At 69.3% G+C, this 12580-nt stretch carries 11 protein-coding genes; 5 read left to right on the forward strand and 6 right to left on the reverse strand.

Annotated features, from left to right (window positions below; all coding sequences use genetic code 11):
• Positions 1-43 precede the first annotated feature (43 nt).
• From SSP08S_RS46100 to SSP08S_RS62730, 4 genes are all read left to right on the forward strand, one after another.
• Positions 44-232: a hypothetical protein gene (locus SSP08S_RS46100; RefSeq protein ID WP_019074439.1), complete on the forward strand. Its 189-nt coding sequence runs from the start codon at positions 44-46 to the stop codon at positions 230-232.
• Positions 229-618, forward strand: a complete 390-nt coding sequence (locus SSP08S_RS46105; RefSeq protein WP_019074440.1) for a DUF6415 family natural product biosynthesis protein — start codon at positions 229-231, stop codon at positions 616-618. Before SSP08S_RS46100 ends, SSP08S_RS46105 begins: the two co-directional genes overlap by 4 nt.
• A 166-nt stretch (positions 619-784) precedes the next feature.
• Positions 785-1579: a hypothetical protein gene (locus tag SSP08S_RS46110; protein ID WP_158697305.1), complete on the forward strand. Its 795-nt coding sequence runs from the start codon at positions 785-787 to the stop codon at positions 1577-1579.
• A gap of 4 nt (positions 1580-1583) precedes the next feature.
• Positions 1584-1745, forward strand: coding sequence for a hypothetical protein (locus tag SSP08S_RS62730; protein ID WP_019074442.1), 162 nt, complete (start codon positions 1584-1586; stop codon positions 1743-1745).
• Positions 1746-1760: 15 nt separating this feature from the next.
• Here the strand turns inward: SSP08S_RS62730 and SSP08S_RS46120 are convergent, their stop codons facing one another.
• From SSP08S_RS46120 to SSP08S_RS46130, 3 genes are all read right to left on the reverse strand, one after another.
• Positions 1761-2360, reverse strand: a complete 600-nt coding sequence (locus SSP08S_RS46120) for a zinc finger domain-containing protein (RefSeq protein ID WP_245608090.1) — start codon at positions 2358-2360, stop codon at positions 1761-1763.
• A gap of 123 nt (positions 2361-2483) precedes the next feature.
• The gene (locus SSP08S_RS60185; protein ID WP_019074444.1) at positions 2484-3818 is read right to left on the reverse strand and encodes a 3'-5' exonuclease; all 1335 of its coding nucleotides are present in this window, start codon (positions 3816-3818) and stop codon (positions 2484-2486) included.
• Positions 3819-4334: 516 nt separating this feature from the next.
• Positions 4335-5231, reverse strand: coding sequence for a replication-relaxation family protein (locus SSP08S_RS46130; RefSeq protein ID WP_019074445.1), 897 nt, complete (start codon positions 5229-5231; stop codon positions 4335-4337).
• Between the two features lie 467 nt (positions 5232-5698).
• Between SSP08S_RS46130 and SSP08S_RS46135 the strand changes: the two genes are divergently transcribed.
• The gene (locus SSP08S_RS46135) at positions 5699-7135 is read left to right on the forward strand and encodes a hypothetical protein (protein ID WP_245608091.1); all 1437 of its coding nucleotides are present in this window, start codon (positions 5699-5701) and stop codon (positions 7133-7135) included.
• Positions 7136-7363: 228 nt separating this feature from the next.
• Here SSP08S_RS46135 and SSP08S_RS46140 read toward each other — a convergent pair whose 3' ends face one another.
• The 3 genes from SSP08S_RS46140 to SSP08S_RS46150 all read right to left on the reverse strand — a co-directional run bounded on the left by SSP08S_RS46140 (position 7364) and on the right by SSP08S_RS46150 (position 12483).
• Entirely contained in the window at positions 7364-7663 is a 300-nt protein-coding gene (locus SSP08S_RS46140) for a hypothetical protein (RefSeq protein ID WP_019074447.1), read from the reverse strand.
• An 864-nt stretch (positions 7664-8527) separates the two neighbouring features.
• A complete protein-coding gene (locus SSP08S_RS46145) occupies positions 8528-11230 on the reverse strand; it encodes a DEAD/DEAH box helicase (RefSeq protein WP_026179408.1) in 2703 nt (900 codons plus the stop codon).
• Positions 11227-12483 carry a hypothetical protein gene (locus SSP08S_RS46150; protein WP_019074449.1) on the reverse strand — a complete coding sequence of 419 codons (1257 nt, stop codon included), beginning with the start codon at positions 12481-12483 and terminating at the stop codon, positions 11227-11229. Before SSP08S_RS46150 ends, SSP08S_RS46145 begins: the two co-directional genes overlap by 4 nt.
• Between the last annotated feature and the right edge of the window lie 97 nt (positions 12484-12580).

A 12580-nucleotide genomic window follows, 5' to 3' on the forward strand; every position in this document is an offset into this window, starting at 1 on the left:
CGTCGAACGCCACCGACGCACCCAGCACACGGAGGCGGTGCCCATGAGCGCACCCACACCCGCCGAACCCGCACCACACGGCCCCGGCCTCCAGCCGCCCGCCTTCGGCCGCCCTTCCCCGGCGCTGATCGCGCGCGCCGACCGCGGCTACACCCGCTTCCTCGCCGCCCCGGCCCCGGACGCCGCCACCGGCGACCACGACCAGGACAACGACGCGGCAGGAACCCGATGAACGACACACACGCCGTGCTCTACGACTCCCAGGGCCTGATCGAAGCCGAACTCCCCCTGGACCGCGCCCCGCACGAGGCCCTCGTCACCGCCGTCCTCGCATGGAAGAACCCGGACCTCGAACCCCGCGACTACGAGCAGATCGCCCTCCAGCTCACCGGGCACGCCCGCGCCGTGGCCGCCGACGTCCGGCGCCACGCCGCCGCCCTGCCCAAGAACGACGGCCGCGGCGCCCTCGCCGAAGTCATCCTCCGCGAAGCCGGCAGGCGCCTGTCCACACCGCTCACGGGCACCGCCCAGTGCGTCCAGAACCGTGCCCGCCTCGTACGGGCCCTCTACACACGACTGGACCGCCTCACCGAGCCCCTCCAGGCCGCCGCCACATAGCCCGCAGGGACTCATGGCCGCGTCCAGTCGTCAGACTGGGAGGAATTCCGTGGTCTCGCACCCAGGTCCATGGGCTGAACTACCAGGGGCCGCGGCGGGGCGATTCGCTTCGTCCAGTCGAACAAAAGCGTGGGCAGGGGCCACAGAGGCCCCATAGCTTCGCCATATGACTATGGATCCGGACGCACGGTGGCACCGCTGGTGCGAGGCATACGACGCTTCCTACCGAGACATCACCACGCTCTTTCACAACCGCCATGTCTGGTTGACGTTCGAAGAGATGTGGAAGGCGCCGACCGCCATCGAGCTCAACACCATCGTCATCAACTGGTTCACCAGGCTCTATGTGGCGACCCAGGTCGCGGGAGTCCGGCGTGAGTGCGATCCCGGGACAAACACGTCCAGCCTGCGATGGTGCCTCGATGAGCTCGTGAAGTTTCCGCAGATCGCCAGCCGGGTCCGCTACGAGTCGGCGATTGACGAGGCCCCGGCGCCGGACGATGAACAGAAGGCGGGCCTCAAGGAGGGCTTCGACCTGTTCGCAGGGCGAGGGCAGCCCCACATCGAGGCGCAGCGGGTGCAGGCGGACATCGACACCCTCGTGACGACGTTCGACACCGTCCGCGGCTACACGAACAAGATCCTGCTGCATCGCCAGCGGAATGGCGCAACGCTCGGGCTTTCGCTGTCCTGGGAGGAGCTCGACACCGCCCTCAACGTGGTCGGGGTGATGCTGAAGCGCTACTACCGCCTTCGGCACCCTGGTTCGGTCTTGGGCAACCTGGCGCCGGAACTTCCTCTCGGATGGACGGTCCCGTTCGAAGTGCCATGGTTGCCTGAAGGCTTCGTTCCCCTGTCAGCCCGGCCGGTTGAAGATCATGTCGGTCCAGGTCGGAGGGGATCCGGGGGAGAGAACGCCACCGGCGAGGACGACAGCGAACCTGCGGAGTCAGACTCGTAGCAATGTGATCGGGGCACCCGAACTCCGGCGCCTGGACCTCGCCGCCGTCGACCTGTACATCGACCGCGAGGTCCTTGCCGAACAGATTGCCCGCGAGGAACAGCAACGCCGCGCCCTGTCCGACTTCCTCGGAGGCTGGGGCGCGGCGGGCGCAACGTCGTCCTGAACGCTGGAGCAGGACTTACTCGGCGGCGCTCTTGCGCGCCTTCTGCTGCTGACGGGCAAGGCCGACCTGGTCGCGGATCAGAGTAGTGAACACCGTCTCCGGATCGTTGAACGGCCCGGCGATGATGGTGGCGAGCTTGGCGACCTGGGAAGCCAGAACCGTCACCAGATCGGCGCTCCCGATGGGCCCGCGAGCGAGTACGAGAGTTCGGGCCGCGTCGTCGAACCGGTCCAGGGTGGACTCGTCGGCGAGGAGGATGCCGAGCCGGTCTGCCAGGACGTGCGAGACGATCGCTACGGCGTCACCGAGAGGCTGGTCGATGCCGAACTCGCCGCTGGCCGTGTGGCTTTCCTCGAGGATCGCCGGGATCACCGGCGGCCCGGAACTCTGGAACAGCCCCTCCTTCCTCCATTCCTCGTAGGGGAGCGGCCCGGCAGCGTCACGGCGGGCACGGTGGTGGTCGGTCGGGTGGCCGGAAGCACTGCGGCAGGCGCGGCCGATGGCCGCCTTGCAGCCCGGACAGGGTATGCGCCGGTACCAGGCCCGGATCCGCTGCGATTCCTCGCCGGATCGGAACTGCGGGCGCCAGTGCCCCCAGGGTGCGGTCTGATTCACGACGCCCCCCGTAACCACGCAGTGGGCAGGGCCAGCTCGAGGGTTTTCATGCGCTCCTCCAGCGGCAGAGGGACGGGCAGGAGATCACCCTAGGACCTGGAAACCGAGCACGGCCTGTAGTTGTCACGCTGCGGCAGCCTTCTCCGTGTTCTTGAAGGGGCTGGGGTAGGCGGCCATCTCCTCAAGCCGTGAGATGACGGCACGCGCATCGCCCAGGGCCCGGTGACCGCCGCGCAGCTTCTGCCAGGTGTAACTGCCCCAGTAGGGGTGCCAGTCGCCGAAGAACGTGGCGTACTGCTCCATCGCGCACTCCTCCCACGCCTGCGCGTCCAGCCAGGCCTGCGCGGCGGTGTGCCGCCGGGTGCCGTACCGGGGGTGCTTGGTGAAGTCGACCGTGCGCTGGGCGAGGTGGTGCAGGTGGAGCTCCCACCCCAGCCGTCCGGTGTCGTACTCCCGGTTGTAGATCACGACCCGGCGCCCGGCGAGGGCCTCGGTGAGGCGGGGGAGGACTTCGGTGAAGGTGGGCGCGTCTTCGACCATGGCGTCGGTGATGTTGTGAATCGCCGTGGCCTCCGCGGGGATCGGCTCGTCGCCGGGGTTGATCAGCGTGTCGAGCAGCACCTCGCCGGACGCCGTGGTGACGGCGATCTCCACGATCCGCGACGTCGCGGTCAGGCCCGTCGTCTCGGTGTCCAGGACCGCGTACCCGTCCGGGTCGGCGAGGATCCTCTGCGCCCACGCGATGGCCGGCCCGAGGTCGTTCCACCGGGCACGGTCCGCCCGCCGCCGCGCCGCGACGCGCTCCTGCTCGGCCTCCTGGTCGCACGGAGTGCAGTGCCAGGCGGCCACCGCCCGCTCCCGCTCGTTCATCGCCGCCCACACAGCGCGCGGGAACAGCTGCACCAGGCACCGCCGGCAGGAGCGATCCAACAGCGACAGCGCCACCCGCCGTCCGCGCTCAAGGCGTTCGTCGCACGCCAGGCACATCCCCTCGCCGCAGCTCCTGGCCGGTGCCGGGGTCCGGAAGACGGTGCCGCAGTCCTGGCACGTCCGGCGGCGCAGATCCTCCCGGCGCCGGTCCTCCCGGTCCCGGCACACGCCGCACATTCCCCACACCGGCACCTCGAACGCCTCGCCGCAGTCGGTACAGGTACGCCGCGCCTGCATCTGCCGGCGCTGCAGAGCCGACAACGGCCGCATCTTCACCGACTGCTCCGGGTCCCACAGCGCGATCCGGGTCCCGTACCAGTGGGCGTAGACGTACGCGGCCGGCCGCTGTCCCGCAGCGGGCTTGCGCCGCACCGCGCCCAGTTGGGCCTTCGTCCGCAGGAACGCCGGTGCCCTGCCGCTCGCGTACGCCGGTACTCCCTTCACGAACTTCAGCGGCTTGCCCCGGGCTGCCCGCTCCGGGTCGACGTCGTCCTCCTGGCCCGCCGACGCGGTCAACACCTCGTTCACGAATTGCCTCCTTCGGCCTAGCGGCGACCAACCGCAACGGAACTTCGCATAACGGATGAATCAGTGTCAAGTACCAATAAAAATAGGTAAGTTGGGCGTATGCGCTTAGATACCCGCTCGCGTACGCGAGGGAAAAACTCACCCGTCCGGGCGTCCGGCGGAGCCCGGGAGCCGCCCCGTGGTCGCCCCGACCACGACCCCGACCACGGCTCCCGCCGTGCCGCATCCAGCCCCGACCACGGCTGGTCAGCGCACCGCTGACGCCCGGCGGGGACCCCGAGGCGGCCGGTTGCTTCTCGTATGGCCCCTCCGGGCGCCCCTCGCAGTGCTTCTCGAAGCGCCTCTCGTAGTGCCCCTCGTGTTGCTTCGACCGGTCGGCCGCTGGCGCTCGGATGCGTGGCTGACCAGGCCGACAAGGGGCGGATACACGCAGGTCTGGTGGCCGACTACTTCACTACGGAGGGTCTGCCAGCGGAGCGCAGTACAGACCCGTGCCGTGTCTGTGGCGGTCGTACGTCAGGTCTGCCGATGCCCGGTCTCCGTCCAGCGGACTCGTCGGCCGGGGTCGTGGACGGGGTGCCACACGGGTGCGGAGGGGCCGTGCCGGAGCAGGTCGGCCAGCGGCGCCACGAGCACGGGGACTTCGTACGGGAAGCGAGCCAGCAGCCCGGCCCCCGCGCGCAGAGCACGTACCCGGGTCTCGACACCGGCCGGTCCGGTGCCGTCCAGGACGAACAGGATCCGGGGGAAGAGCGGGTAGCGGCGCCGCCACTCCTCCACCGCCGGTTCCTGGAGGGTCGGCCGGCGCCCCGGGATCACGGGCGCGTAGTGGTAGAGGCGCTCGTACGCGGTCAGCTTGGCAGCCAGACGTTCGGGGCCCATGGTGGCCCGGTCGACCTCCACGAACGCCCTCAACATCGCCCCGCTGTCCCCGTCGACGGGGCCGCGCCGGTAGTACAGGAGCGCGTCGGGGATGACGGCCTCGCCGCTCCCGATCGGGTGGTGGACCTCGGTCATCCAGTCCAGCGGCTCGCACACCTCGCCGCGGCGGCGGGCGTCCTCGAGGAAGACGAGCGCGGTCTCGGTCACGGTCAGGGCGTGGCCGGCCTTCAGTCGCACGGCGGTCGGATCGGACACCGTCCTGGACGGCCGGTGCCCGCGCATCTCGGGCCACTCCGAGGTGAGTCGCACGCCGTACGCGGTCGGGAACCAGGCCCGGGTTCGTCCGGCCTGCGGCAGGGTGATGCGGTCGACCAGCCCCTCCGCGCGTAGCCGGGCCAGCCGTCGCCTCGTCTGCTCGATCCGCACCTCGGGGGCGATCACCCGGTGCAGTTGCTCGGTGGTGGCCATCCGGTACTGCGCCAGCACGGCCAACGCCAGTCGGTCGCCGCTGCCTGCGTCCACGCCGATCATCACCAATCCGCTCGCTTCCCGTCCGGTGCGGCACCGTCCTCCCGGCGCCGCGCGTACCGGGCACGGAAGCAGCCGGACCCGACCAGAACCCCGACCACGAAGACCCGACCACGGTCACGGAGCGACAACACCGCCGTGGACCAGCCCCACATCCCCGCCGACAACCCGGCCGACAACCGTCCGCACGCTCTGCCGCGCCTGTCCGTGAAACCGCAGGTCACCTCGCCTGGTCAGGCCGTGGTCGGGAGGCCGACATCCCCTCTACGCCCCCGAGTCCACGCCCCACAGCAGGAAGAAAGAGAAGTGGGAGGGTGGGACAGGTCCCGGACGGCGTGTGAGGGGATCGGGCGCCGCCGGTGTTCCTCGCGCGCGACGGCGGGGCCGCGCGCGACGCCGGGTGGGCAAGCCGCTCAGACGCTGTGGAAAAGGGCGGCTGTGCGTCGTACCTGGCGGATACGGTGCTCGCTATGGCTGCGCACTCCCAAGGTCCGAAAGGGCTCGTTCATGTCCACGTTGCTGTTCACGACCCCGCGACGATGGTGGAACCCGAGCCGGAGGCGGCTGACTACGCGCGCGATCTCTTCGCGGCCTCGGCCAAGTACTCAGCTGTCTCGTGGAGTGAGTGGGGAGCTGAGCCGCGCTGGCTCGGTATGGACACCAGCACGTGCTCTGTGGCCATCAACCCGAGCTACTTCCGCAACCGAGGCGCTGACGAGTTCAAGCGGTTCCTGGCCGGAGCGGCTTCACGCGGCGAGCCTGTGCTGATCATCGCCACCCTGGGCAACGCCGACGATGACGGCCCTCGGTCTGTCTTCGGTCCCCCTGCAGCCAGTGTTGCCTTCCCCGGGTTCACCGGCTCGATCGGTGGGCCGCGTCTCCCTGCGGGGGCGGACGTCTTCCTGGCTTCCGACCTGGACGCAGCCGACCATGACCTGGGTCTGCGACTGCGCAACCGTCCAGCCAGTGCCCCCTGGTGGGCTATGGCTCTGCAGTCGATCGGCTTCGAGGGACCGCAGGGGTCAACTTCCCGCAGGCCTGAAGGGGAGCTGGTGCCGATCTTGGTGGACAGCTTGGGCGTGCCGGTCCTGGCCCGCTGGGCACCCAGCGACCGCCAAGAGGTCTGGTACCTGATCCCCGACGCGGTCGACTGGAACACCATCATCGACTGGATCGTCCAGAAGGCTCTGCCCGAACACATCCCGGCCGCGCTGCGCCGCGTCAGATCCCCGCACAGCGTCAATGCCGACCTGGAGACCCCCGCAGAGGCGGAAGCCCGCGTCGCCCTTCAGGAACTCGACACCCGCTACGCCGACGACAAGGCACGCCTCCAGACTGACCTCGAACAGGCGCGACAGGAAGCTGAACCCGTGCGGTCGGGCCTGCTGTTCGGCACTGGCCATGAGCTGGAAGCCGCAGTTGCTGTCGTGCTGCGCGCCGCCGGTTTCACCGTTACCGAACTGGACGCGGAGCTGGGCACCAAATCGGCGGACCTGCTCGCCGTACTGGATCAGGAGACGTGCCTGATCGAGGTGAAATCCGCCTCTGGCGCAGCCCCGGAGAAACTGGTCTCTCACCTTCAGAGGCATCTGGACACCTGGCCGCAGCTACGCCCCCACCAGCCGCTCACCTGCTCCGCCTTGATCGTTAACCACCAGTACCGGCTAGACCCTGCCCAGCGTCCCACCGACGCGTACCAGCGCAAGGAGTTCGTCGACGCCCTCATCTTCCCGGTGCTCGCCACTAACCAGCTCTTCGAATGGTGGCGCGCTCAAGACTGGCCGGCCGTACAGGCCGCGGTACTTGGACACCCCCATTACGCCCGGCCGGACGAACCGTCCACGGCGCAGACCACGGCGAACCCCCCGCGCCAACGCAGGCCCTGGTTTCCGCGCAGGTGGCGGTAACTCCACATAGGAGAAAGCGAGTTCACCGCGTGCCAACTGCATCCTCTGTGGTCTATCTGACGAGGTGTCCTGTCCGTACGACAGCAGAGGCTCCAGGCTTCCTCGCCTGGGGCAGCTGCACGTCGTCGCCTGGTCAACTCTCCGTCGGGCTCGCTGCGGTGGGGTCTCGCGTTCGCGGGGCATCCGCATGACGGTGGCAGGCAAGGGGCGCCAGTCCTTCCGGGCCCGTCAGTGCACCATGGCCAGCACGCCTGCAGCTGGGGGAGGCGTGTGCATGAGCCAGGCGACGGCCACTTGCTTCGGGGTCGGGACCCATCCGAGACCGCTGGCATGCTCGTGGGCGTAGTCCGCAACCGCCACCCGCAGTTGAGGATTCACCGGCGCGAAGACGATGGTCATGTCCTCGCGGGGAAACAGGTGCTCGGGTTTGGGCGGGAGGAAGTCGCCAGTCAGAAAGCAGAGGTAGCCGTCCTCGATCCTCTCCTGCCACGGGCCGGCCTTGATCCTGTCGAACAGCGCCCGCGACATGTACAGCGATATACCCGGCTCTGACGCTTCACTCTGGCTGCCGGTTGCATCGACAACTGACGCACTGGGACCAGGCAGCGGAGGGGGAGGCGTCGGTCTCGGCTTCGGTTCGGAAGCGGTTGCTGGCTCCGGGCGATCGGAGCCAGCAACCGCGCTTTGCCACAGGGCGTGAAAGCGATCGAGCTCCTGCTCGGGAGTAGTCCCTCGGGCGCGGCTGCCAAGAGTCTCCACCAGAGCGTCGACCACCTCCCAGCGCGGCAATCGACCGCTGGTGAACGCGTCGTGCAGGCGGCTGCGGGAGACCCCTCCCTCCAAGGACCTGGCCAGGTCGGACAGCGTGGGGCGCCCTGCTCGGAGATGAAGTTCGTGTAAGGCGTCAACGAGGTCCTTCAGAGGACCTTCGGGTAACTGCGGCCGTTTCAGTTCTCCGGGCCGTCCCACAACAGCTCCCCCTCGCCGTCCAGAACCGTCCAAAACTGTCGGCCAGCATGCCATCCCATCCGTAGGTGGAACAGGGCGTCCTGGGCTGTAGCAAGGCGTTCTACGACTCCAAGGCACGGTGCAGCGTGGTGGCCTGGCACTGACGGAGTGTCACGGCTGACTAGAAAGGGGCCCCAGTGCGGAGCGTCGTGGATCTTTTGATGGAGGGCTTGCTCACTCAGCTTCCAGCGCAGCTAGCCGGAGCCGCTGTTCTGGCTGGGGCTACCGCTGGGCGGCGGGCCTGGAGCCGCCGGAGCGCAGTTGGCGAACACTCGGCGCAGTCAAGCCCGGACTCCAAGACGGATTCTGCGGCGAAGGAATAACGACGCGAAGGAGGGGCCGGCCGCTCGTGGGCAGTTCCGGCCAGCCCCTCGACGTTCAGCACTACGCCCATTCAACGCCCAGCTCAGCGAGTGCGGCGAGTTGGGCGATGCTGAGCTTGTCCCGCCTCGATTTCGTGTTCGAGACCCACACGCCCAGTTTCACGACCACTGGTTCCGTCTCGCCGTCGACCGCGATCTGTTCGCTGTGCCCGCGAGGCACCGCCCGGTGGGCGCCTTCCCGCTCTACCCATTGCGTGAGGGCCGCCAGGCCGCGCTTGAAGGCCTGTTCGGCCTTGGTCGGCCCCTTCGCCGTATGCCTCGCCGCCGGGGCGGGAGACGGCGCCTGAAGCGGCTGTACGCCCAACTGGGACAGCCGGTCCTGCTGTTCGGTGGACAGCTGCGCCCAGGTGCTTGCCTCGCGCTGCCGTGCGAGCCACTTGCCCAGGTCGTCGCCCTCGAACAGGACACCCGGCTGGATGGCTGGCAGGACGCCGTCGGCGTCGACCAGGTCGGCGAGGACGCGGTAGTGGCGCTGCCAGTCCAGCGGCCACGGGCAGTCCCAGTCCTCGTCAATGGCGGCCAGCTGCGCGGCCCGTGCCGCCGCTCGCTCGGGGTCCTTCCCGAGGCCGCCCTTCCTGCGGAGATTGGCCGCATGCTGCCCGACGGGCACCATCGCCTCGCCCTCGCCCCACACCGCGTCCTGACGCGGCGCGAGGTGCCCGGTGGCACGCCGGTACGAGCGGAGCGCGGCGAGCTTGGCCTCCCACGCTTCCTCGCCCGGTTCCCAGACCATCCCGGCCTCCGGCGCGTCCAGCAGCGTTTTGCGCCGCTCTTCCAGTTCACCCGCCCGCAGGGCCTTGCGCTGCTGGTGCACCCACCGCCCGAGGGGGAAGTCCTGGGTGACGCCGACCTCGACCTCCACGTCATACGGGACGGCATAGACGCCGGTGATCTCGTTCTCCGTCCGCCACCGCATCAGGGCCTGGTAGCCCTCCAGCCACACCAGCGACTCCGGCCGGTAGACCCGGGTGCGCAGGAACGCCGCGATGGTCGCCGCGTCGCGCGGGCTGGAGAAGCGCAGCAGCGCCGACTCGGCAGCGGCGTCGGTGTCGTCTTGCTTCTGGTCGTCGTCCTCGCTCTCGCCGCCGGCCCCGACGATCCGCCCGTTCTCGTCACGCTGGACGTGGACCTTGCGCTTGCCGCTGGTGAGGGCACGGGAGGCGAGCTGCTCGACCAGGCGCTCATCGTGCGAGCGCAGGCCCTGGAGGACCGCTACGAGCGGGCGGAAGCTGGCGCTGGCGACCATGTCGGTCGGATCCTCGTTCGGCTCCAGGAAGACCGGCACGATGATCCTGGCGACCTTGGTGGAGCCGTCCTTGTTGAGCCGGAGCGCGCGGCCGATGTTCTGCACGATTTCCACCTGGGAGCCGCGGGTGTCCGCGAAGCAGACGGCTTCCACGCCCCGCTCGCCGGTGATGTCGACGCCCTCCCCGAGCACGCGAACCGAGGCGAGGAAGGCGCGGTGGACCCGGCGTCCAGCCACGTCGATACCGTTGGCGAACTGGCGCAGTACCTCCCGGCGTTCTGCCACCAGGTGGTCGCCGCACAGCCAGGCCGACCACACCCGGTCCGGCGGTACGTGGCGGCCGGCCTCGAGTTCGTAGAACTCCGCGTCGATGGAGGACTTCGGCAGCTTGTCGGCGGCGGCCAGGTCGGCGTCGGAGGCGTCGTTCATGTACAGCTCGGCTGCGGTCTCCGGGAGCTTGTCCGCGAACGCCTGCGCCTCTTCCACCTTCTGGTGGAACGTCATGACCGTACGGAGGTTGTGCGCGGCGGCGTGCTCCAGGAGCGCGGTCTGCAGGAGCGCCAGGCGCCGGCCGCGCCGCGCCTCCTCGGACTCCCCGATGACGGGGGAGGGGTCGCGGATCTCCAGGACGTCGATCTCGAACCCGGCGAGGATCTCCCGCTCGATTGCCTCCGACAGCCCGAGCTCTGCGAGCCACGCGCCGTAGGTGCCCTCCGGGTCGTCGGCCATGGTCGCGATCTCCGCCTCCTGGCCGTCCGCGCCCTTCTGCGGGCGGGCTGCGGCGAGGATGCGCGGCGTGGCGGTCAGGTAGAGCCGGAAGTCCGCCGGGATGCGGGCGTTGTCGTGGATCGCCGCCCACGGCCTGCCAAGGTCACCTGCGGTGCCGTGTGCCTCATCCACGATCGCGAGGTCGAAGCCATCCATCCGCTGCCCGTACAGGCGCTCTCCGCCCGCCAGCGCGGACTCCAGCGGCCCGCGCGTCTTCTTGTGCGTCTTGCCGTCTCCGCTGCCCTGCCAGGGCCCGTAGGGGTGGAGGGCCTCGTAGTCCTCGCGGTCCACGAGAGAGGCGTAGGTGGCGAACACGATGACCGGCCCGTGGGCGGCCCACAGGGCGAGCTGGATCGGGTTGGTGGTGGTGCGCACGCCCAGCTCGTTCAGCACCGGGTCGCTCTCCAGCGAGCACACGGCGACCATGGGGGAGCGGTGACCGACCGCCCGCCACGCCTGGGCGGTCTGCACGAGCAGGTCCAGGGTCGGCACCGTGACGAGGATCCGGCCTTCGGGGAAGCATTCCAGCGCGCACGCAGAGGCCATGATCGTTTTCCCTGACCCGGTCGCTGACACGATCGTGCCACGGGCACCCTGTGGGGGCACGGATGACCTTGCAGGGAATCCGACCCACTTACGAAAGGCCGACTTCTGAGTGACCTGGTGTTTCTTGAGCGGAATCCTGCTCATCGTCCGTCCCCCTCTCCCGCTCCGGTGTCGTACAGCCAGGCGTTCTTGAGCCTTTCGAGCACGTTTTCCTCTTGGCCTTCCCGCACCCATACCCCTTCGAGCCAGAGCGGGCTGCTGTCGATCCTCTCGCACAGCACGAAACACCCTGGCAGGTCGACCAGAACGAGCTCACCCGCGAACATGCCGTCGGGCCCGTAGCGCTGCCACAGCCGCTCCAGCAGCGCCAGGTGCTCGTGTAGGTACGTGTCCAGTGCCTGCGGGTAGGCGTCCCGCTCCGCCATGGGCACGGTCCGCAGGGCGATGCCCACGACCTCCCGGTCCGACTCCTGGTCCCACTGCTCGGAGTTGGTGCCGGTGACGGCCGTGTAGTGCTGCCCGCAGATGTCCAGGACGCGCTCGACAAGTTCCGCCGGCGCTTCTCCGCCCTCTGCTTCACGGGCGGAAGGCCGGCCCTCGCTCACCGGCTGCTCACCGGTGCGGGCGGCCGCCTGCAGGTTCAGGCCGTAGTGGTCCAGGTAGGACAGGAGGAACAGGGCCAGGGCGCGGCCGGGGTCGCTGGCGTGCTCGATGTAGGGCTGTTCGCTGGTCCAGCCGAACGTGGCCTGGTGGGGCCGGGGATGTACGCCGGGGGTGTGCGGGTCGGGGAAGACGACGGCGCGGGTGAAGAAGTCGTCCAGGCGGCCGACCAGGTCCGCGTCCAGGCTGTCCAGCTCACGGCCGCGCACGGTCGTGGTGGCGTTCTCCAGGATCGTGGTCAGGTACCGACGGCGGGCTTCCTCCTGCTGCCGGAGCACGCTGTCCCAGCTCTCCTCTGCCACCTCCACCACGCGGTACAGTCCCTGGTCCCCGTACACCCCACCCGGCTTCTCCAGCGCCTCGCGCACCGTGGCGACGGCCTCCTCTACCGACCGCCCGTAGGCGTAGTGCGTCAGCACGGACGCGCCCGGGTGCTCCGGATCGGTCCCCTGAGCCACGATCCGGTAGCGGATCAGCTCCGGGGCCGGTCCCGAGGCCGCACGGCTCTCGCGCTCCCGACGCTCCCGCTGAGCCTGGCGCCAGCGGTGTACCTCCGGGTCGCTCTCAGGGGAGTAGGTCTCCCACCCGTCCTCGGTCATCAGGTTCCAGATGCGCTTCAGCTCGTTGCGCCGGACCGCTGCCAGCCGGTCCTCCGTGCTGAGCGGTTGGGGCTGATCCTCTCGGTTTTCCAGGCCACCAGCGGCCACCCAGAGTTCGTGAATCTGCCCCACCGTCATTCCGGTAACCTCACGGTGAATTTCATTCCGCGCCTCAAAGCGCCTTTCGAAACCTAGCGAATTCAATGAGTCCCCGCTTCCCGCGCCCCGCCACAAG

It is taken from the genome of Streptomyces hokutonensis, assembly GCF_000376565.1.
Lineage (GTDB): Bacteria > Actinomycetota > Actinomycetes > Streptomycetales > Streptomycetaceae > Streptomyces > Streptomyces hokutonensis.